Genomic DNA, 24,710 nt, shown 5'->3' on the forward strand with positions numbered 1-24,710 from the left:
GGGCGACACCGCCATGTCCGCCGGGGCGGCCCTGGCGGGCGACCGCCCGAGCGCGAGCCAGTCCACGGGCGCCTCCTCCCAACTGCGCGAGTACCTGCGCTCCGGCACCACCGGGGAGTCCGCGGACGGCGCCGGCGTGACGAGCTACCAGGTCGCGGCGGTCGCCAAGGTGACCGTGCAGGGCCCCACCGGCGAGCGGCGGTACGTCGTCGGCAACCTGTTCCTGCGCACCGTCGACCGGCCTCCGGCAGCCGCCCTGAACCGGGCCGAACTCTCCGCCGCCGCGGACGACGCGGTACGGGCCGTCCGCCGCCACGCGGCCCGGCGGGCGGACGGTTCCGGGCACCTGACCGGCGCACCGGCCGACCAGGCGGTCGGCCTGCTGGCCGAACTGCGCGACGCGATCCACCAGCCGGCCGGGGCGGGAACCCTCCCCGCGACGCTGCCGCCGGACCTGACCTGGCACCCGGTCGGTGACTGGGCCTCGCTCGCCGCCGAACTGCGTGACCTCGGTCCGGGCGCCCTGGCCCTGGTCCGATGGACGGACGCGGATACCGGGGACACCCGGGCGCTGGCCGCCTACACGCCGCGTGAGGGGGAGGTGCTGTGGACGGACCTCGGCTCCCCGGCCGGTGAGCTGACCTCTCCGCGGCACCCGGGGCTCCTTCCCGCCCACGCGCGCGCCGCGGTGTTCGACGCGGCGGGCGCGGAAGTCACGGCCACCGCGCGCGCCGGGACGCGTGAGCCCGCGCCGCGGGACGAACCCGCCGCGCGACCGGGGGACTCCGAGCGGGCACACCCGCAGGACCACCCCGCCGAGACGGTGGAGGAGCGCGTGCTGCGCCTGATGCGGGGGGACGCGCCACAGACCGACCTCGACCGGCTCACCGGCCTGGTGGACCAGGTGGCCGACAAGGCCGAGCGGGAACGGCGGGACACCCTGGAGCGGACGGGTCCCCAGGACCCCGGCGACCTGGCGTGGTGCGTGCTGCTGCTGGAACGTCTGATGGCCGCCCGCTACCCGGGCGCCCTTCTGCCGGACGGCCGGCGGCTGCCCGGCGGGGCACGTCCGGCGGCCACCGCCGACGACTCGGTGCTCGGAGCGTCCGGCACCGCGGCCCGGCTGGCGCCCGGCGCGGGCTGGGCACGGGTGGAGTCGTGGCAGGCGCTGGCGGAGGCGACCGACGCGGCGGGTCCGGGCGCGACGGCGCTGGTGCTGTGGAGCCGGCGCCAGGACGTCGGGCACGCCTTCGCGTACGCCGAAGGGGCGTGGATCGAGATGCAGGAGCGCAGCGGGCACAGGGTGACGACGACGCCTCCCGCCCGGGACGCCCTGCACGCCCGGGCCGTGGTGGTCGGCGGGGACGGCCGGGTACGACCGGACGGGCTCCGGGCGGCCGTGGAGTCACAGTCCGCGCCCCGTGTCCTGGCGGACCCGCCCGGCGACCACCGGTACGGAGCGCTCGGCCTGGAGCTGGAGTACCCCGCGCAGGGCATCGAGGTCCCCCCGGGTGTGGACCCGGAGTCGCTCCCCTTGGTGGTGGCCCGGTCCGATTACTTCTCGGTGGCGACCGAGGAAGTGGACGGCAGGCTGTTCGTCGAGATCGTCGGCGCTCCGGCGAGCATCGTCCCCGGGGACACCGGGCGCCTCGACTTGGACGACTACTTCCACCGGCTCGAACAACTGGACCGCCGGTTCCGCGCCCGCGACCTGAGCGCCTACTTCGGCAATCTCGGACGCGGGGCGGCCGCCGCGCCGCCCCCGCTCACGCCGTTCGACCGGATCTTCTCCCGCGACCTGGGGTTCACCGTGGCCGAGGAGGCGCGGGGACTGGGGCTGAGGCGCACGCCGTACCGGGACATCATCAACCCCCAGTACACGGTGGGCGTGCCGGTGGCGGGCCTGTACGAGGCGCTCGCGCATGTCCTGGAGGGGACCACGTCGCGGGCGGCGCGAAGGGTGCTCCGGGAGGCTCTGCTCTTCGGGACGTGGGCCGCGGCCGAGTACGTCTCGCACCAGTACCTCGCCGGGGTGAACGTCCCGCCCCTGTTCGTCGATGCCCTCGACCGTGACGAGGACGTGCGGGCGGTCCGCGGTGCGACGGCGTTGATGTACGAGCAGGCGGCGGCGATGGCCGCCTACTTCTACGACATGTCGCTCCGTGCGGAGAGTCCCGTCGGTCTGATGAAGAACTATCTGGCCGTCGCTTCCAGGACCTCCCTGGCCGGGATCCGCGCCGGACTGCCCGCGCGCGTCCGCGTCTTCCTGGAGGATCACGCGCAGGAGATCAAGGACCGCTTCGTCGGCGCCGCCAGGCGCGGCTACCGGCTCGACCTGCCGGACCCCTCGCAGCCGCTCCCGTATCTCGACATCGAAGGGATCACCACCGACAGCGGCCTCACGCTGGGTGACTACCTGGACAACCTGCTGATCGACCGCCCGGCCGCCCTGGCGTCCCAGGGCGTCCTCGGGATCCGCACCAACTTCCAGCACCTCGACACCAACCCGGACGAGCACGGCGCGGCACGCCAATCACTGCCGCTGGCCCTGCTGGAACTGCGTTCCTACGGACCGGCCGACGCGACCTCCGTCGCGGAGCTTCGCCGCGTGTCCCAGACCGTCATCGGATGGGCCAGGGACGCGTACGAGGACGTCGACCGCCTGCGCTCCCAGGGTCCGGAGACCGCCGAACCGAGCCGCGGGGACCTGCTCACCCTGCTGAACAGCACCGCTGCGCCGGCTCATGAGCTGCGCAGGCTGCTGGTCAGGGGCTTCGAGTCGGAGGCGCTCCTTCCGCAGCGGCTCCAGGTCGGCCCGCTGCTGCCGCACCCCGTGGTGCGCGCTCTGATACGGGGTGTGCTGGGCGCAGTCGGCCGGCGGCCGGTCTCCGCCTCCCGTGACGAGTACCGTGCGGCTCTTCGCGCGCTGTCCGACCTGACCGGTGTCCTGGACGGCCTCCTGCGGCGAAGGGATCTCCCGGCGGACGCGAGGGGACCGCTGCGGGAGGTCACGGAGGCGCTCCAGGTGCTCCGGCGGTTCTTCGAAGGAGGCGGTGGCACGGGGCAGGGACGGCCGGACGACCGGCCCGGCGGGCCCGGCGGGCCCGGAAGGCCGCCCCGGGGACAGGACGGAGGCGGCGCAGGCCAGGGGCGGCCGGCCACGGCCGGCGGCCACGCCGCACCGCCCTCCGGGACACGGCGTCCGGCCGGGTCGCGGCAGCCCTTCGTCGGCATGATCAGCACCGACGACGCGATGGCGAACGGCCTGCGGGCGGCGGCCGAGGAAGTCCGCCGCAACGGCCGGCCGGAGCAGGCCGAGCGGCTGGCCAGGGCGCTGGAGACCTACCGGGAGACCACCACCGCCGTCCCGGAGGACGCGGCGGGGTCCGTGGACGGCGAGGGCGCGCCCGGCACAGGCGCGCAGAGGCCGCGCGACGAGGTGGCCACGGGGCCCGTACCCGAGTCCGCGGTGGAAGAACCCGCTGCCCGGAAGTCCGTGCTGGAGGAGCCTGCCGTCCACGAGCCCGCCGTCGAGAAGCCCAGCGCCGCGGCTCATGCCGCCGCGGTGAACGGTGCCGCGGCGGAGAGCGGCGCGTCGACCGGGGAGGCGCGGGCGGCCGAGAGGGCTTCGGAGAAGGAGGCGCCGGCCGGCGAGGCGCCCCGGGAATCGGCTCCGGCGGCCGCCGGGAAGTTCGACGGGGGCGATCCGGTCGTCGGCGCGGGACTCGACGAGCAGCTCACGGCGGACGCCGGTGAACCCGCGCCCCGCGCCCCCTGGTACACCGGGCACGGCATGCTCGGCTCGGGCACGGTGCAGGGCGTCGCCGTGTGGACGCCGGAGCGGGCCCGGACCGCGGCCACGGCGGTGGTCAAGGGGATCGCCGACCCCGTCCTGGCCCGGCGGGTGCGCGACGAGGTCGCCACCGTGCTCCTCGTCGACGACGCCAGGAGCTGGGGCGACCTGCTCGCGCTCGGTGCGTTGCGCGTCGTCACCGGCCGGCTGGTGTGGATCCGCCCCGTGCCGGCCGGGGTCGAACCGGCGCGGGAGGCGGCCGTCCCGGAGGAGGTGCGCAGTTACGGGGTGCGGTTCAACTCCACCGCAGCCGCCGCCGAGCGCTCCAGGACCGTCATCTCCCGCGCCGACCTGGTGCTGCTCACGGCGATCAACGTGGCCTCCGCCGCGGCCTCCGCGGTGGTGCTCGGCGCGCCGACGGTCATGACCGAGGCCGGGCGGACCCGGTCCCGCGGCGTGCGCCAGACGGTGATCAGCGGGAACAAGCTCTTCCTGGAGGGGACGAACCGGTTCACCGCCGGCGTGAAGGTCCGGCTGTTCGTCGACGGGGTGGAGCACACCGTCGACGAGACCGTGGACCGCGGCCTCGTCCTCGGCCTCCCCGTCGTCCAGTCCGGGCCCGCCGAGCCGCGTCCGGGCCCGCGCGGGGAAGCCGAGGCCGCGCTCGACGGCACCGCGAGGCCGAGGCTCGGCGGCGAGGTCCTGCACGCCGTCGACGTGACCCCCGTCCTGGCCGGCCAACAGCACCGGCTGCGCGCCGCGGGGGTGTCCGCCACCACGGCGTACGAGGTGGTGCGGGAACTGGGCCGCTGGATCAACGAGCGCACCGTGATCGGCCGCTACGGCTGGCTGTCCACCAGCGGTGACTCCTCCGACCGCATCAGCCACGGCATCCCCCTGCGCGGCCTCGACGGGTTCGAGGGCCATGTCCGCATGCGCCTCGCCCCGCAGAGCCTGCGCCTCCTCGGCGTCACCGACGGGGTCAGGACCCGCGCGGACCTCGGGGTGGGGCTGACGACGATCACCGGCGACGGCGGGGAGAGCGGCGCCTCGCTCACCTTCGGCGTCAACGCCTCCGGCCTGGTCGCCCCGGGGCTCGCGCCGCACGGCGGCCACCGCACCGAGGTCAAGGGACTGGCCCCGCTGTTCACCGTCACGGCCGGTACGTCCCGTGGCTGGCACCACCGCCTCACCTCGCAGCCGCTGACCCACGTCATCCTCAACACCAAGGAGCCGCAGGCCCGTTACGAGGCGGTCCTCGGTTTCGACATCACCTGGACGTCCTCCACCCACCAGGACCTGCAAGCCCTGGCCCCCGCCGTGCGGGTCGACGCCGAGCTGGGAGTGCCCTGGCGCGACGGACGGGGCGCCGCCGAGTTCGAGGAGCGCGTGCTGGGCGCGGTCCGCACGCCGTACGTGGCCGACGCTCTCGCCGCGCCGCGGGCACTGTCCGCGCCGGTCGACGCACAGCCGCACGTACGGGCGCTGCTACGGCTCGCCGACGTCCGCCCCGCTGCCCGCACGGGGCGCCCGGACCGTCTGCTCGGCCCGGTCCACCGGCCCGTGCGCCATCCCCGCGAGTCCCTGGCCCTGGCCAGCCGCCGCGGTCTGGGCCACGCCGTCGCCGCCGCGCTGCCTGGCGCGGAGCTGGTGGAGGACGGCTTCCGGGCGCGGCTCGCCGAACTCGCCCGGCAGGGCCGCCTGGGCCGGATCGACTGGGCCACGGTGGACCGCCAGCTCGCCGTGCACTTCGGCCGCCCCGCCCTGGAGGGCGACCTGACCAACGTCCTCGCGGGCGTCGGTCACACCCTGCGGGCCGGCGGGCGCGAGGTGACCCTCACGGTCCGCGCGCACCTGCTCGACTCGCTGCGCGTCACCTCGTACCCGATGGTTTTCAACACCCGGGCGGCCGTCGGCCAGTCGGTGACCGGTGGGACCGACAGCCGGTGGACACTCCAGGCGGGTGCCGGAGGCGCCGTCCGCGTCGGGCTGGGCGGCGTGTTCCGCCTCCAGCTGGGCGGCCTGCGCCTGCTGGGCCGCCTCACCGGCGGTTCGGGCGAACACTTCACCGGAGTGGCCAAGACCTACCGGCGTATGGAGACCACCGGTGACGTCGACGAGCACGTCCTCGACGTCGCCTACGAGTTGTCCCTGGGGATCGGGCACGAGACGCCGGACACCTGGTGGCTGGAGCGGCCCGGGGACCTGGTCGCCCAGATCGTCGTCCCGCACGAGCACGCCCCCGCCACCCCGGTCCCCGAGGAGCAGGCACTGGCCGCGGGCACCCTGCGCCGGGCGATGCGCGCCTGGCCGGCGGGCGTGGAGATGCTCGACCTCTCCTCGGGTGCCTTCGGCCTGTACCCGTCGTTCCTGGTGATGCCCGCCCTCCGGCAGACGATCGCCGGCATGTACGCGCGGCTCCACCGCGGCGCCCCGCTGCCGCGCGAGATCGCGGCGATGACCGGCCCGCAGTCGCTGGCCGCCTACTTCGACCAGCTCACCGGCGAGCGGGGCCGGGCGGCCGACTTCCCGGCTGCCGACGGCTCGCGCACCACGGTGCGGCTGCGGCTGCGCCTCTACGCGCCCAGGAAACTCGCGTCCACCGGGGGCGAGACCGAGATCGAGCAGTACTCCCAGGGCGCCGAACGCCACGCCATGCCGCGGGAGGCCGGTCACGCCGTCGAGGTCCAGGCCACCGCCGGACCGCAGTTCCGGTTCGGTTCGGACTCCGGCGCCGACGCCGAGGTCACGGACGGCGACGAGTCCGGCGGGGGCACCGGCCACCACGGCGGCGGACCCGGCGGCCGGGTGACCGCGATGGCGCAGGGCACCGCACGGTTGCACTGGGCCACCTCCCGCGAGCACGAGGAGGGATTCATCGACGTCACCCGCGCCACCTACGCGGGAAAGCCCGACACCTATCGCGTCGACCCCGTCTTCGAGGTCTCCGTCAGCAGGACCAAGGGCGGCCGGACCGTCGAGGAAGCACCCCGCTACCTGCGCTTCGCCGACGCCGTGGACCTGCTGGTACCCCAGGGCCGGGTGGCCGACGTCCGGCCGCCGCGCGCGGTGGCCGGACAGGACGAGCGGGCAGCGGTCGCGGCGGCGCCCGTCGCCCGCGGCTACCTCGTCGACGGCCTGCTGCCGCGCACCGCCGCCCACCCCGAACTGCTGCGCGCCGACGGGGTGCTCGACGCGGTCGTCGAACGCCTGGAAGCACGAGGGGTGCTGCGCCCCCGCTCCGGCGACGGGGCCGGTCCCGCCGATCCGCTGCGCAGGTCGCTGGAGGCCGTGTTCGGCTCCCATGCGCTCGTCGCCCGCCTCGGCAGTCTGCTCGGCGGCGGCGTGTGGGCCTGGTTCCCGGTCAAGGGCTTCGCCGGTGCCACGACCCACCTGTGGGTGAACGTCTCGGTGGAGCGGGCCGAACCGGCCCAAGCCCACCAGCCCCGCCCCGAGGTGAAGCTCACGCTGCGCGGCGAGAGCCTGGAGGAGCACAAGACCACCTGGAAGCGGGGCGGCACCGCCGGCGGCGGCGGGGTCTTCACCGCGCGCGGCGGGGAGCACGACTCCGAGAGCGGCCGGCAGGGGCACGCGGGCGTCGACTACGCGGCGGGGTACCTCGCCACCCGGGTCTCGGCGGGGACGGAGCTGGAGAAGAAGGTCGCCATCATCCGGGCGAACACCCGCGACGGTTCGCACGCCTTCGAACACGAGCTGGCCTTCCGCGTCGAGCTGGGCACCACCCGCGAACTGCCGCAGGCCGCGGCCGCTCTCGCGCGGGGCGTGGACCTGCTGGCCGGCGCGGTCGCCCGCGCCGCGGACCGGGGCGACGAGTGGGACCGCTTCCGGGAGGCGCACCGGCTCTGGACCTGGTACGACGACGGCGGCGACCGTCTGGTCCCCGGCAGCGTCCGGCTCCTGGTCCCCGACCACCTCACGACACCGGCCCGCCCGGGGGAGCCGCTGCCCGCGCCGTTGCGGCGGACGTACGGCGAGAACCCGCGCTGGGCCCCGGCACGGCCGGCCACCGCCACGCGTGCCGGGGCGCTCCCCGACGCGCTGCTGCAGAACCTCCACCCGTGGGACGTGCTCGCGGCCGACGCGGTCCACCGCTGGGCCAGGGTCGCGGCACTGCGGTCCTCCCGCACCCCCGACCTGGACGCCGAACTCGCCCGGCGGCCCGACTTCATGTCCACGCAGGGTCTGCGCTACGCCCACGAGACCAGCGCCGGCTCGATCCGCCCCCGCCTGGAGGAGGTGCTGCGGCACCAGTACGAGGTCATGGCCGGCGGCCGGACGGTGCGGGTCGGCTTCGAGCTGACCGGGGCGCGGCCGCTGGGCCCGGCCGAGGGCGTGCGGTTCAAGGCCCGCCGGTACCAGCAGGACGACGAGGACCACGAGCACACCGAGCAGAGGGTGAGGGGCTTCCACCACGGCGGTGGCGCGGACGCGGGCGGCGGTGAGGAGGGCTACGCCGTGCTGGGCCGGACGCCCTACGAGGCCGGCGTCGTCGACGAGGAGAAACTGGTCTCCGCGGCCGCGGAGACCGACGAGCACAACAAGGAGGGCGTCCGCAGCTTCCGCCTTTACCGCTTCGACGTCACCGTCGTCATGGAAGCGGTCGACGGTCCGCCCAGGCGGCTGGAGGTGGACGTCCCCGGCGGTCTGACCGGCATGCTCCCGCTGAGGGACGGCGAGCTGGCCGACGACCTGGAGAATCTACTGCCCCACCTGTTCGCTCCCGCCTCCGCCTCCGCCTCCGCTTCGGCCGCGGGGCCCGGCTCGGCGGCGGCTGCGGCCTCCGCGGTGGCCGAAGCCCCCGTGGCGACCGAGGCACCCACCGCGGCCGCAACCCCTGCGGCGGCCGAGACCCCCGCCCCGGCCGCGACGGCCACGACGGCCGTGGCGGAGCCGGGCGACGGACAGGCGGAGCCGGTCACGGAGCCGGAGACGCGGGCACAGGCGCCGGCAGGTACCACGTCGTCCGCCTCCGTCGGCTCCGTCGGTTCCGGGGGCGTGGCGCGGTCCGCGTCGAGGGGACGGTTCGCGTCCGCCGGACAGCTGCCGTCCGTCGCGGAGGAGGACGAGCCGGCTGAGCCGGCCGGGGCGCCGGGCGAGACCGAGGGGCGGCCGGACACCCCGGTGACGGAGGCCGTGCTCGTGGAGGAACTCCTCTCGCGGTCGCGTACGGCCTGGCACGGGGACCGGCCGGTCGCGGTGTGGCTGCCGGAGGCCGACGCCCCGGCCACGGCGATGGGCCTCGACCGGGCGACCCTGGAGCGGCTGCCGCACCTGCTGCCGGAGAACTCCGTCCTGGTCCTGGGCGAGCCCCGCGAGGGCGGCCTCGCCGTCGGCGGGCGGCCGGTGAGCACCGGCGGGCTCGCCGCCCTGCTGTCCGCGGCGGCGCGCGGGTACGTCCCCGTGCTGGCCGCGCCGGGAGCCGACCGGTTCGCGGTGCCGCTCGCCGAAGCCCTGGGACTGCCGGTCGTCGCCACCGCCGGCGGCGTCCGCCTGGACCCGGCCCTCGGCACCCTGCACGAGGCACCGGAAGTACCGGCGCAAGCGCAGTCACCGGACGTAGCGCAGGCCCCTGAGGCAGCGGTGGGAGCGCAGTCACCGGAGGCGGCGCAGGGACCGGAGGCGACGCGGGCCGGGCGGCCGGGCGGTGGCTTCCGGCTCTTCGACGCCGGACACCCCGAGGGCGCACCGCTGTTCCAGGAGCGGCGCACCGAGCCGTGGGCCCGGGACGAGGCCGCCGACGCCGCGACCGACGGCGACCCGGGACAGCGGACCCGGTACGAGGCCGGGGCGATGTTCGGCGACCCGGTCGAGGTGGACCCCGCGGCGCGGTCGATCGGAATTCCCCGGGGCGGGTTGCCGGGCGTGCCCGAGGTGATCCGCCGGCTGCGGGAGCTGGCCGGGGCGGCCGGGCAGCGGATCACGGAGGACGAGTGGAACCGCCTTCCCCAGCGCCTGGACTACCCCTACATGCTGCCGGCGGCGAACGGGTCGGCCGACGGCCTGCTCCTCACCCTGGGCGGGGCCGAGGTGCTGATCACGCTCGACCCGCACGACCCCAGGGAGGTGTGGTTCCCGGCCGCCGCGTACGACGGGGCGCCGACCGCGCAGGCCGTTCCCGTGGAAGCCGAGCGGCCGGCGGCCACCGCGCCCGGCGCCGCGGCACCCGCCCCGGCTGCCGCGATGACCCCGGTCGGTGCCGGACCCCAGGGTCTGGTGCCCGAGCGCGACCCGGCGGCGCGGGGGTTCCGCGTCGTCGGGGGGATGAACGCCTCCTTCGCGACCGGGGCGCACGTGCAGACCCACGCGGGGCCCACGAGCGCCACGCGCGGCGCGGTGTCACTGTCGTACGGCATCGGCCTCACCCCCGGCGTGCTCCAGGTCGCCAGGGTCGGCGTGGGCGTGTCGGGCACGGCCAACGCGTCGGCCCGGTCCACCAACCGCGTCGGCGACGTCGAGAGCGGCCAGGTCGAGGTGTCCACGGACACGGCGACGGTGATCGCCTACCGGCCGGGCTGGTCGGTGCGGCTGCGTACCGACACCGCGCGCGGCTGGGACGGCATCGACCCCACCCCGGTGGAGCCCGAGGACGGCAGGCGCCTGCTGCTCGCCCTGCCCGACCACTACCTCGGCCGGGCGCCGTCCCAGGTCACCGCACTGGGCACCGAGGGGCGCGAGCACCGGCTGCCGGCGGTGTACCACGCGTCCGGCCTGACCGGTCTGCCCGCGCTGTTCGACCGGACGGCGGCCGCGCTGGAGGCGCAGGGACTGAGCCTGCCGATCGGCAGTGCCCCCCGCCGGGAGCTGCTGCACAAGCTGCGCTCCCTCCCGTCCCGCCTGCACGAGACGGTCGGGACCGGGCGGGGCCACCGGTTCGTGGTCCACGACAAGCACGGCAGGCCGCTCGCCACCGTCGAGCTGCACACCGTACGGGCCTCGCGCGGCGAGCGGGTCGGCGTGACCAGTGACAAGGCCCACCTGGAGCGGGTGCGGACCGCGATCGACGGCACCGGAGGCAGCCATACGATCGGCAACTCCAGCTCGCTCACCCTGCCGTCGGCCGAGCTGAACATGCTGCCGGTGCCGTCCGCGAGCCCCGCCCCGGGGGTCGGCGTCTCCGCCTCGCTCTCGCTGGCCTGGTCCAACTCCGACGGCGTCTCCGCCGGCCGGACCGGTCTGTGGGTCCTGGTCTCCCGCGAGGTGGGCCACACGGCCGCCTACCGGGTGGAACTCACGCACAGCGCCGTGGTGGCGGTGCGCGGCGGTGTGCCGATCAGGACACCGGGGGTGCCCGGCCAGGCGCTGGTACGGCTGCCCGAGCCGGACGCCTTCGCGTACGGCTTCCCCGTGGACGAGGAGGCACTGCGGGGCACCGTCGTCGTCGAGACCGGCCCAGCGGACCGCACGGGCGGCGACCGGGAGGACGCGCCGACCGCCGGGCGCGCCGAGACGGCCGAGGTGTCCGAGACAGAGGGGACATCCGAGACCGACAAGGCGTTCGAGGCCGATGAGACGTCCGGGACGGACGAGACCGCCGAGACCTCCGGCACGCCCCGCGAGGAGACCGCGCCGAGCCCCCGTACGGCCGGCGAAGGGCCGTGGATCACCGAACTCGACCCGGTCACCGATCCCGCCGAGCTGGCGGCCCTCGCGCGGCGCGGCGAGCCGGTCCTCGCCTCCTCCGTCACCGAGGTGCCCGAGGAGGCCGGGACGAACGGCGCCGACCCGGTGGTGATCGTCCGGGAGGGGCCGCTGGGCCGCACCGTGGACCACGCGCCCGGCCTGCTGCGGGGCACCGGACGTGACCCGGACGACCCCGGGCACATGGACGTGCCCGCCTTCGTCACCGAGGGGCGCGGCATCGGCACGGGCCTGGTCGACGTGGCCGAGGAGACGGCGAGCGCGCTCCACCGGGAGGTGGCGCGGCAACTGACCCGGCTGGGCTTCCTGCCCGAGGACCACAGTGCGCCGCTGGCGGGCGGCGGCCGCCTGTCGGACGCGAACGTGGTGGACAGCCGACTGAAGAACCTGGACGTACTGGACAAGTACCTCAGTGTGCGCGGCTTGGAGACGCTCTACGACGACCTGCGCAAGACGGGAGGGTTCAGCTTCACCCTGTACCGGCACGGCGGTGCCCTCTCGGCCGACCCGCTGGACGCCGCGGAGATCACGATCGAGGCCACGGCCTCCGAGAACGCGCCGCCGCGCTTCGCGGGATCGACCAGGAGGCTGCACCTCGTCAACCTGGCCATGGGCATGGACACCGCGGGCCAGTCCACCGGCGGCGGCAAGCGGGTCACCGCGGGCCTCCGGGGCCGGGCCACGTTCAACCCGCTCAAGGCGGCCGGGACCGGCGTCGACCTGTACCGCCAGGTCGGTGCCGGCGAGAACGTCCTGCATCTCGACAACGCGCCCGAGCTGCTCGAATACCACGGACGCCTGACCAAGGTCGGGCTGGTCAGCGACTACACCGTCACCGTGCGGCTGCGGCACAGCGGCGTGCGGGGCCGGCTGCGGCCCGGCGCACGCGACCCCGAGCCGGTCTCACTGCCCCGGCAGGAGGCACTGGCGTACCTGCTGCCGCTCCGCGACCCGGGCCGGTCCGCGAGCCCGGCCACGAAGCCCACCCCGCCCGCGGTGCTCGACCGGGCGGTGGTCCACTACGCCGACACGAGCGGACTGCGCGAGGCGGCCGCCGCGGTGCTCGGCGACCTGACCGGTCCGCAGGGCCACGCCGGCCCGGAACTGGTCTCCTTCACCAGCACCACCCTGGTGCGCGGGCACCTGAAGCAGATCCTCGGCGGGCACTTCACCACCGACCAGTTCTTCGCCCCCGGCTGGTTCGGCGACACCTTCGGCGCGGTCGACATACGGGGCACCATGGGGCCCTCCGTCTTCACGGGAGCCACTGAGGACCCGTTCGTGATGGGCGTCATCAGGTTCGGACTGAACCAGGTGAGCACCACCGACACCACCTCCCACGGCCTGCGGTGGGTGCAGGCCGACGTCACCGTCGGCGGCCCCGTGGACTCCGACGGCACCGGTTTCCTCCAGGGCCAGACGGACGCCGGCCGCGGCCTGCAGTGGAACACCTCCGCCGGCGAGACGCGCGCCGCCGCCCGCGAACTGATCCAGCTCGACTTCAACCGCGCCTACGCCTACCGCGCCCTCGTGGACTACACCGTCACCGGCCGCCGGGAGGAGCACGGCAAACTGCGGCCGCGGGCCGGGCGCTGGGACCGGAGCGAGGTGAAGGGCCGCGAGGTCGTCTACCTGCTCTCCGAACCGGAGGCGCTCGCCCGGTACGCCGCGGGCGAGGTGCCGGTCCCCGACGCGACCCTCGCCGACGGGATGAACCGCTGGTACCACGGGGGCCTCCGGCTCAGCGGCAACGTCGTCGCCGGTGTGCTGGCCCGCTGGGCGGCGGAGGTGCCCGAGCCGGGCCCGCGCCCGCTGGACGAGGCCGGACAGGCGGTGGCGGACGCCCTGGACGCACTGGCCGCGGACCGCCGGGCCCTGGCCGAGGCACTGGCGGACCTGCACCGCAACGGCGCTCTGCCCGTCCTGGACGCGCGCACCCGGGCCGACTTCGGCGACCGGTTCGCACTGGACCTCGCCGAGCCCGGCGACACCTTCCCCGGCACCGGACTCCCCGAATACCTCACCCGCCAGGACCCGGGCGGCAGGATCCTCGGCCACAGCGGGGTGCACGCCGTCAGCCACGACGACGGCCGGTCGACGTTCGACGTCGTGCGCGACCAGGTGGACCGGGCCGCACCGGGGCTGCTGGCCTCCCGCCCCGAGCTGTGGACCGGCGACGGGCGACGGATCGGCCGCCTGCAGGGCGGCGTCGACTCCCTCCAGGCGCTGCTGGCCGACGGCCGCGGCACGACCCTGTGGGAAGACTTCCTCTCGCCCGCCGGGCAGGCCTTCTACCTGGTCGACCCGATCGGCTGGCTGCTGTCGGACGTGGTGGAGATCAGACTCTCCGCCGTGCTGGAGTCGGCGCCCGAGATCCACGACTTCCGGCCCGACACGGGTCTGGAGAGTTACACCCACGCCGCCTCGGCCACCGCCGTCGGCGCCTCCCGGGACTTCTCCCAGACGCTCACGCTCGGCAGGCTCGGCGGCGGTGACGCGAGCGCCTCCGGCCAGGTGGGCACCGGCCTCGGCGAGGGCCGCCACCGGGGTGCCACCCGGACCGACACGGACACCGACATCCGGACCGCCTACGACTGGAACGGCACCTACCTGGCCCGGGTCCGGTACGCCCTCACCGTCGAGGTTCGCCGCCTGGACATGGCGGGCCGGCCGCTGAACAACTGGCTGGCCGGGCTGTACCGCGGTCTGGACGCCGCCCGCTCCACCACCGCCGTCACCCGTGTCACCGGCGTACTGGACCTCCAGATCCCGCGCGGCATCGGGGAGTTCCGTCCCCAGTACGGTCCGTCCGCCCCGCGCGACCCGCGGCCGCTGCCCGCCCTGCCGAGCGACGCCTACGTGGCCGGCGCCCTCCTGGACGACGGACTGCCGGCCGCCCTCACCCTGATGACCCGGCTGTTCGGACCCGGCGCGGACGGCGTGAGGACCCGCACCAGTCTGACGATCCGTCAGCTGATGAGCCGCGGTCATCTGGCCGGCCACCTCCTGAAGGCCTCGGCGGGACAGCGCCACCTGCTGACCCCCGGGCTGTTCGTCCCCGGCCACAGCTCGACCCGGGCCAAGCTGTACCTGCGGGGCGACCTGTACGACCTGGAGGTCCTCGGCCCGATCCAGGGCACCGGGACCGGCCGCTACACCAAGCACCTGGACGGCAGCACGGTCAGCGCCAGCCACGATCGCCTGCGGCCCTCCGCCTCCGTGGGCGCCTCCGGCTCCGGGGTCCTCCACCCGCACGACCCGGCGCAGTCGTCGGACGGCCGCGCCTTCCCGCCGTACACTGCGGGGGGCGACACGAGCGCGTCGCGGCACACCGGCAACGGAGTGGCCGACGCGGGCAGCGAGAACCACCGGCGCGAACAGCACGTCAAACAGCAGGGCCCGGTCCTGCTGGTACGGGTGCGGGGGCGCTACCGGCTGGAGGCGGAGCCGTATGTCCGCAAGCTCATCGGGCCGGTCACCCGGCGCGCGACGCGGTACAGCGAGCCGTTCACCGGTGACGTCTACCTGGAGCTGTTCCAGGCCGAGGCGGACGAGCTGCGGGCCCGGCTCGCGGCGGCGCCCGAACCGCCCGGCCGCCCGGACCGCGGCCGGGAGGCCTTCGACGGCGCGCCCTCCTTCGACCTGGCCGCCCTGATGGCGGAGGCCGCCGAGGGACCCGGTGTCACCACCGCCCGGCTGCACCAGGAGCTGGCCCGCCGCCTGCGGGTCGGGGCGGACGGCCGCCCGGACGCGCTGGTGCTCCGCCTGGACCGCGCGGCGCTGGTCCGGTGGACCCACCAGGCCGTACTGGGCTGGGCGGTGGACACGCTGGGCGCGGACCTGGCCGAGGCCCGGTCCGCCGATCCGGGCGTCCCGGCGCCCGACAGCCTGGCACGGTACGAGGCACGCCTGGCGGCCGGGCCGTCCCTCGCCGCCGCGGACGAGGAAGCCGTCCACGAGGTCGTCCGCGAGGTCAACCGCGTCCACGACGAGCTGCTCGCAGCCGGGTCCCGGCACCGGGCCGGCCCGGTCGCGCTCCCGGCGGCCGTCTCCTTCATGGCCCTGTCGGCCGGCCACCTGGTCCGCGACATCGCCCGCGAACTCCAGGCGTACGTCCGTGCCGACGTCACCGGCGGCGACGGCACGTTCCACAGCCTCTGGTCGGACCCCTCCGGGCAGACCCACGCCGCCGGCCCGGACGCTCACGCGGACGCGGCGGGCACGCGGACGGCCGTGGCGGAGGACGAATCCGACGCACCGGCGCAGGAGAGCCCGGCCCCGCCCACGTCCACGCCCGAGCCCACGCCCGCTCCCGGAACGGAACGCGCGCGCATGGACGTGGCCCTCCGCCGCTGGACCGACTCCGGACCCGAGGCGGTGGCCGCCCTGGAGCACACCCTGCTCGCCGCCGGCTCCGGCGCCCGCTCGCTGGTGCTGCCCGAGGGCTTCGCGGACGGGCCCGGACAGCCGCTGTACGCGGTCGTCCTGCGGGGTGCCGTCCGCTGGTACGACGCCGCCGGCCGGACGCCACTGGCGCAGCCGCCGGACATGGTGGGAACGGTCCGTTCCCTCGATCTCGACGCGCGCGGAACGCTCCTCCACGAGCTGCCGGCACTGTCGGCCCTGGGCGAGGCGGCCCACCACTTCCCGGCGCTCGCCCTCGGCGCGAACCTGCTGGGGGCCCTGGAGTCCGACGGACGGGCCGACCGGGTAACCGGGGCCGGCCAGGAAACCGGACCCCGGAGCTGGTCCGAGGAGCTCGACGCCGACGCGGCCGGGTTCCGGCCCGATCCGCGGTCGCACCCCGCGGACTTCCCGCGCACCCGCCAGGAGGCGTGGACGCGCTACCTGGCCTCCCACCAGCGGGCCGCCGAGGTCCGCGCGCGGCCGCGGACGGCCCCCGGCGTCCCCGCGTACGGGACCACCGCGGCCGGCTCCGAGGCGGCCACCCGGCAGGCCGTCGCACAGGCCGCGGCGAAGCTGCGGCAGTCCCTGGACGCGGCGGCCCTGAGGTCCTGGGGCCACACCGATCCCGAGGGACTCGTGCACCGGTTCCGGGAGCGGCGGGAGCGCGAGGACGCGACGACCGCCGGACTCCGGCCCGGTACGACGCTGGAGACGGTCGCGGAGGAGACCGAACCGGACACGGACACGGGAAGGGGAACGGGAACGGCCCCGCGCGACGGCGCCGAGTCCTCCGCCACCCTGCCCGGCGAGCAGACGAACGACGCGACGGGCGGTGCCGTGGCGCGGGAGGCCACCGCGGACGCCCACGGGGTCCGGGAGGACGCCCTGACCGGACCGGCCACCTGGTTCGCCTTCGCCGAGGGCCAGAAGCGGCTGGGGGAGGAGGAGTCCCGGCGGCTCGACCACCTCGCCGCGCGGGTGGCCCGCGTCGGACGGTGGAACCACGAGCACGGCCTGCCGCTGCCGTCCGTCGACATCTCGGTCGGCGGCAACGGCAGCCGCGAGTTCCTCGCGTCCCTGCCCGGTGTGACGGACCGGGCCCGACGGACCGGCCAGGCCCGCCTGGACTGGCTGGTGACGCGCTTCCGCGAGCGGCTGGAAGCCGCTCTGGACGCCTTGGCGGACGGACGGGAGGTCGCTGTCGGACCGTCGGCGGACGACTTCACCATCCGGTCCCGCAACCGGGGGCGTGCCCTGCCGGGCACCGAGTCGTCCCCCGAACTGCGCCGGCGCGCCGTGTTCGCCGTCGACCCGCGTCCAGGACTGCTCGACGCCCCGCTCCCGGCCTCGTCATCGACGGACCACGGCGCCGTACCCACCACCACGGCCGCAGTTGCGGCGCCCCGCCCCCCGCTCGGCGCCTTCGGCGCGCCCGGGTCCACCGACGCCACCGAACCGACGTCGGCCGGGGCGGACCGGCCCTCCCTCGCCCCCGACCCGGCCGAGCTCGACGACCTGTACGGTCCGGCCGTGGGCCCCAAGAGGGTCAAGGACGCGGAGCGCTACCCGGGTGAGCGGGGCACCGTGCGCCCCAATCCGCTGCTGGCGGACCTCGACGAGATCCCGCCGGCGCTGCTGACCGGCGACCGGGGGGCAGTGTGGCTGTATGTGGTCACCGAGGACGGCGGGGTCGCGCTGGGCAGCGAGAACGTCACGAGGTCGATGGGCGAGGAGGAGTTCGGCCTCCTGCTGGAGGGCGTACGGCGCACCGAACCCGACATGGAGGAGGAGCGGCTGCGCACCCTCCTGGACGGACTTGGCCACACCGGGATCGCCGTCCGTTTCGGCCCCGACGGCGACACCTTCGCCGGCCCCGGGCGTGTCGCGGGTGAGTTCGCCTGGAACGATGTGCTGGAAGCCTGGACGGTCAACGACAAGTCCGGCCGTTACATGAGCGACAAGGTGCGTCCGGGGCTGACCGCGGAGAAGAGCGCCGAGTGGCTGGCCAACGTGGCGCGCCGGTTCGGCGCCCGGCTGGGCGTCAGGGTCGAACCCGTGCCGTTCAAGGAGCGACCGGTGACAGCCGCCGTCCCGGGCGAGAAGCAGTCACCGGAGCCCGCTCCCGCGGACGCGGTGCCGGCCGCGCCGGAGACCTCCGCGACCGTGTCCGCCGCGCCGGAGACCTCCGGTCCCGTGCCCGCGGCGCCCGAGCGCACCGCCGTCCAGCCGCCGTTCAGCACCGCCGTGGCGAACCTCGGCACTGCCCGGGACGGTACGCAGGGCATGGTCCACATCGAACCGGTGCCCGAGGAGACCGTCGGCTGGCTCCAGGAACAGGTCTTCCGGCTGGTCGAGGGCGACCAGGGGGCGGACGAGCGCCTCCGTGCCGCCGTGCGCGCCACCCTCACCTCCTCCTTCCTCAGCAGCGAGTGGGCGCGGCTGTTCAGCGAGCGGGGCATGCCCCTGCGCGTGCCCTACCGGGGCGACACCCGCTGGGCAGTCCTCCGGTTCGCCCTGTCCGGCCCGCGCTCCGTCCCCCCGGGCATCGAGCGGATGCCGGAGGGCCCGCCGGTCGCCGTACAGCGGTGGGCGTTCGGCGTCAGCGAGACCGGGAGCACGGGCAGCACCGGCAACCTGCGCGCGGGAAGCCTGGCCCACGGCCACACCTGGCGGATCCCGGACGCCGGCCGGCTGAGGCAGGTGACGGTCAGCCCGAGCCTCAGCGTCACCGTCAACCAGCGGACCGCGTCGCTCACGACCGGCGTCACCGACCAGCCGATGCTCCTGCTGCGCAACCGCGAACCCCATGAGCGGTTCGCGTACGACATCCACGCGCAGCTACGGGTCACCCGCACGGCCTGGGAGGCGCTCACCACCCTCCCGGCCGCCGACCGGCCCGGCACCGCCGGGACCGACGACCCGTGGCACACGCCCGGCACCCCCGCGCCCGGCGCACTGACCGCGTGGTTCCCCCGCCACCTCGTCGAGGACGAGGCCGACCCCGCCACTCTGACCGGTACGGACGCCGCCAAGCGCCCCGCGCCGATGGAGACCCTGCTGGAGCACGTGCCGCTGTTCGCGGTGGAGAGCGTGCCGCACGCCGACCGGTTCCTCGCCGACGTACTGCACGCCTTCGCGCGCGAGCTGGCGGACATCTCCGAGTCCTCCCTGGACGAGCTGCGCCACTTCCTCGGCGAGGGCAACCTGCGCGGCAACCTGCCCCTCATGTACGGCGGCCGGCACACCTCGCCCACCCTGTTCGCCCGTGACGGCTCCGTCATCGGCATGCTGCGCCTGAGCAGCGAGCTGACGCAGCGCACCGGCCCCGACGCCCTCGCCGGGCCGCCCACCCGCAACTCCGTGCTGGAGTCGCACGTGCTGCGCTCGGTGCGGCTGGCCGGCAGCGCGGCCGCCACCAACGCGACCGGCGCCGGCTTCGGCATCGGCCTCGGCTTCGCGGCGGGCCCGGCCGACCCGGTCACCGGCGCCGGGCGGATCGGGTTCACCCTGACCGGTCAGGTCGGCGTTCAGCGGCAGATCACCCACACCCTCGGCTCGGGCGGCAGCGCCAAGACGTCACACTCGCTGCGGACCGGCAAGCCGCTGCTGCTGGTGCGGGCGGACGCCGTCCACCACGTCACCCTGGTGCGCCCCGACGGCCCGGAGCGCGGCCCGGCCGCGGGGACCCGGCTCGCCGAGGCCTCCGCGTACCCGCTGATCCTGCGGGTGCCGTCCGAGGCCACCGTCACGGGCGTCCCGGCGGAGGCCCGCGAGGCCGTACGCCATCTGCCGCCGGAGGTCCTGCACCTGCGCTCGCCGGGGGTGTTGTCCACCCCGCTGAACGTCGAGGGGACCCGGCCGCTCGTCGACGACCTCGAGGGTTGGCTGGAGGAGCACGGCTTCCTGCCGCCGCGGCAGGAACGGACCGCCTCCTGGCTGCGGACGCCGGCGGAGAACGCCCTGCACCTGGCGCGGCTGAACAACGTACGCAAGGTGGAACAGCTCCGCTCCGACCTGGAACTGCGCGCCGCCCTCGACGAGATGGCCGACGGCGGTCAGACGGTCCACTTCGAGGTGCCCGGCGTCTCGGGTCCCCGTCGCCTCGCCTTCCGGATCACCGCGGAACGCCGTTACCCGACGGACGAGCCCGACGGCGGGGTCACCCACGAGCGTGACCTGACCGACATCCAGCTGCTCAACTACAGCGGCTCGACCGTTCCCGGCGACGAGCAGGTCACTCGCGTCCCCGTGGCCTACATCGGCACCGCGCGGGTCTCGCTGGACAACCCGCTCGACCGGCCCGGCGACACGGTGCTGCGGGGCGTCGTCCCCGAGTACACCCACAGCCGCCAGACCTCGACCGTGACCGGCTCCAGCACGGGAAGCGGCCACGAGTACTACGCCATGGCCCCTGGCACGCAGGTGTACCGGATCCCCGTCACCTACCGGACGTGGTCGTCCTACAGCGACGGAACGGCCCCGGCGCAGAGCACGGCAGACGGACACGTGACCCTGGCGCTGCCCACCTTCCGGACCCTCGACCGGCCGGCCCCCGCACAGCCGCCGCCTCTGCCGAGGCCGCGCCCGCTCACCGCCGCGGACACCGACGGACCGGCCGGCGTGGTGCGGCTTCCCGGGACGGCCTGGGTGGCCCGGGTCGCGGGCAGTGGCGCGGTGCGCGAGGCGGTGCGGCAGCAGTTCGCCGCGCTCGACCACGCCCTGCTCGCGGCGGGGGACGACGGGGGGAGCGGACCGGCCGGGGCAGCGCCCGCTCCCTCGGTGGCGGTGACCGACGAGGAGGCCGGGACGCCGCGCATGCCGGGGCACCGGCCCGCGACGGCGCTGCTGTCGTCGGCCGCTCGGACCGCCGCCCGTGCCGCGGCCCGTGCCGCGGCCCAGGCCGCCGACGCCTCGCGGCGCGCCGGGCGGGAAGCCGGGCGGCTCACCACCGGGGAGCGCGTCCTCGACGCCCACGGCATCGCCCAGGAGGCCGTGGACGCGGGCCTGTCCCCGCACCACCTGACCGGCCACGCCCACCGGATCTTCAACGACTCCTACGTGGTGGAACTCCACGGAGTCGGTACCTCCGGCGCCGTCTCCGGCACCCACGTCGTGATCGAGGTAGAGGGCCGTCTGAGCGACGTGCGGCCGCTGCCGCGCCCCGGGGAGATCGACTACGAGCGGTGGATCCAGTCGGTCGACGGCGCCGCGCACACCGAGAACTCCGCCCGGGGCAACACCTACGGCCTCGCCGTGGAGGGCGCGTACGGGCGGACCACTCCGAGCGGCCGCTACACACGCCGGCACACCGTCACCGACGGCTCCACGGTGAACGACAACTCCGGGATCTTCCGGGTGACCAGCGAGAACGACGTCCCCGCCCACCGCTTCGCCGCCACGGCGACCTACCGGATCACCGTACGGGCGGGCCGGAACAACCTGGCCGCCGCGACGTTGGCCGGCGGACCCCGGTACGAGGACACCCGCATCGTCGAGGTGCCCGACGGAGTGGAGTTCCTGCTCTCCGACAACGACCTGGTCAACCACCCGGAGTTCAGGCTCGGCGACGTGCCCGTGCCGCCCGCGCCCGGCCCGTCGGACCGGCCGCTGCCCTCCTGGTTCGTCCGAAGCGGCGGACAGATCGGCTTCGGGGCCGTCACCGAGGTGCACCCCGTGGGCGGGCGGTCCGCGTTCGAGAGCACCGTCCGCGGTCTGGTCGAGCGGGTCGCCCCGGGGGCGACCGTCCCCGGCACCACCGGTTACGTGCCCGGCGTCCTGGCCCGCATCAACGAGCACGGGACCTCGCTCGGCCTGCGGACCCTCGTCGGCACGGGCCCCGACGGGCACACGGCCTTCCACTTCGTGTACGGCTCCTGGCTGGGCCCGGTGCTGGTGGAGGTCGCGCTGCGCGCCCGGCCCGCCGAGGACCTGGCGTCCGCCCGTGGCCGGCTCGCCGTCGGCAAACCCGGCCTGGACAACATCCTCGGCCACACCAGCGGCGACGGCGGCGCGCTGCCCGTCCCCGGCACCACCCGCCGGACGCACACCACCGCGGCCGCCGACACGCTGGAGTTCTCGCCGCTGGTCCACGACGAGGGCCACAGTGTGCGGGCCACCCTGGCGGCCGCGCGGCAGACCGGCACCACCGGGACGGCCACGTCGACGCGCGAACGGCGGGCCTGGGAGCGCAGCATGCTGAGCGTCACGGAGGCCGACCTCCGCTACCGCTACGAAGCGACGGTCACCTCCCGGATGCTGGACGAGGCATGGCTGCCCGGCATGGCATGGCGTCTGACGGCCTCGCTGGGCCGGCTCACCGGCCTGACCGGCCTGGCTGCCTCGGCGTACGGACGGCTCATCGGCCCCCTGGAGAACCTGACCGGACCGCTGCCCCGCCCCTTCCAGCAGGTGTCCGACGGCATCGACGCCCATGTGGTCCTGCGCTTCAACGGCTCGGAGACCCTGGCGGCAGCGACGGCGCCGGCCGGGCTGACCGTACCGGCGGGGCAGGCCGTGGAGCAGGCCCGGATCACTCCGGCCCTCTACACCGATGACCCCGCCCGCCCGCTCGTCGCGCGTCCCGGTGAGACCGTCATCGACATGGAGGTCCCCACCGCGCTGCGCGCACTCCTCGCCGACGGGCCCTGGCTCCCCGGTCTGCCCGTCGCGGTGTACGGCTTCGACGGACTGTCCCGGATCGACGAGGCGCTGCGGGCCGTCGACCCGGCGCTGGGCGACCGGCCCGAACTGCCCGCCCCGGCCTCGGTGGAGGGCATGCTCGTCCGGCTCACCGGGCCGGTCTCGACCGGCAGGCCCACCAGGCTGACCCCGGCCGCCACCGCGCCGTTCCTGGGACAGCCGGGCACCGCGGAGGTGTCGATCCAGGTGTCGCTGTACGCCCCGCGCACCCTGACGCACAGCGTCGACACCGCCATCGACCGGGTCGAGATCGCTACGGACGGCTCCTCCTCCCAGACGGACCAGACGACGTCCCCCTCCCTGCTCCTCGGCCACAGCGGCCCGCTCGACAGCGCCGACCGCCTCGGCCCCACGGTGCCGCTGCTGGGGGACCGCGCCGGCGCCGGGCAGACCCACACGTCCATGGCCCCGCGCCGCGAGATGCTGCGCTTCGGCACCCCGAAGGCGGGGGAGGCGCGAGGCGCGCGCAGCGACCTGGTCGAGGCGATCGCCGTGGCGCGGATCACCGGGCCGGGCGGCGCCACCCGATGGGCGACGGGCACCATCGTGCTGCGCGCACTGGAGGCGCCGCCGACGGCGCGGGGCACGGAGCCACCGCTGCCCGGCTCTCCCGAAGCGGGAGACGCGGCCACCGCGGCCACCGCGAACACCGCGCACTCTGAGGGCTCCGGCGCCTCCGGGGCGGTCGACTGGCAGCGCGCTTTCGCCAGTGCCCACAGGCGCCTCGGAAAACTCACCGAGGAGCGTGCCCAGCACCTCCTCACCGAGGCGAGCGGCATCATGGCCGGCCGACACGAGCTGCCGTCCATGACGGACGAATCCGCGCGTGACGCGCTGCTGGCAGACATCCGCACCGCGGTGGCACTGGAACTGCACGAGGGCTCCGAGGACAGCGCCCGGCGACTCTCCGAGGCGGCCAGGCGGCACTTCGGCACCAGGCACGTGAACCCCGGGCAGGTACCCGGAGGAGCGCGGAGTGACGGCTTCACGCAGTGGATGCCCGGGGAGTCGTTCTCCGCCGTGGGGCCGAGCGGCCAGGGGGTGAGCGGCGCGGACGACACCGAGGCATCCGACTCCACGGACGAGGACCAGGAGTCGATCTTCGACGAGAGCTACATGAACCTCGCGCCCGGCCCGGCGCAGCATCTGGAGAGGAAGCGTCCGAGGAACTCTCTGGACAGCGACGACCGGATCGCCCGGCTGCTGATGGGGCCGCGCGGCCGCGACGGCCGTCTCACCGGCTCAGCCGTCCAGGATTTCGTGGACCACAGGAGTGCGGTGTTCCGGAAGGTGATCGACGAACTCCACGACACGGCGGGCGTCTTCCTGAAGGGCCTGTCGGACCAGGAACTCGCCGAGCGGCTGACCGATGGGCACTACCAGGAGTATCCGGAGCTCACCCGCTATCTCCAGCGGGTGAACAGGCAGGTGCTCTGGGATCGCAACAACCGGGAGGACGTGATCACCCGTTCTCAGCTCAGTGGTTCCGCGGTCGTCACCTTCCACCACGAGCGGAACGACCCCCACGCCGCACAGCGGATCGCCGACGTCCTCACCGCGATGGACACGATCCGTGCGGCCGGATACGCGCTGCCCGAAATGAACTTCCACCTTCCGCGCTACCGCCGGCGTCTCGACATCGGCCTGCGGTCAAACGGCGAGTTGCGCGTCAAGGAGACCGAGTTGCTTTTCGACACCGAAGCGGAGGCTTTCGAACCGAACCACGTGATCATCTCCCCCGATCCGCGGTTCGATCCGGCGACCGATGAGGTGTACGCCGTGTACGACCGGGTTCCGAACCGTGTCGTCGGTCTGGCGGTCCACGAGACCTTCCATGTCCTGCACTTCCTGAACGATCCCGTCGGCTACATCGACCAGCACAGAACGCGGTTCACCCAGCGCTCCGAGAAGCAGGCCCTCGCATTGGTCAGCGAGTACGCCGCCGAGGGCGGCCCGTTCGAGGCCATCGCCGAGTACGCCACCAGCCTCGTCTTCGGAACGCGCTACGACGGTCCGATCCAGCACCTGCTGGAGACCGTCCATCGCCGACTGGGTGGGCCGCTGCCCACCGCGGAGGACAGCGCAGGCACCCGGTAGGACGGGGGCCTCATCCGTCGAGACCGGCCGGGGCGGAGCGGCCGGCCCCGGTCTC

1 protein-coding gene (only partly in view) is annotated in these 24,710 nt (G+C 75.3%); it reads left to right on the forward strand.

What is annotated here, in order from left to right:
* Positions 1 to 24,655, forward strand: the 3' portion of a protein-coding gene (locus tag ACF1DX_RS25310; protein WP_391793412.1) for a hypothetical protein. Its footprint begins 37,352 nt before the window's first position; the window shows 24,655 of its 62,007 coding nt (coding positions 37,353-62,007); the start codon falls outside the window, past its left edge; it ends in the stop codon at positions 24,653 to 24,655.
* The last annotated feature ends 55 nt before the right edge of the window (positions 24,656 to 24,710 follow it).

The sequence above is a fragment of the Streptomyces sp. NPDC014676 genome, assembly GCF_043084105.1.
Classification (GTDB): domain Bacteria; phylum Actinomycetota; class Actinomycetes; order Streptomycetales; family Streptomycetaceae; genus Streptomyces.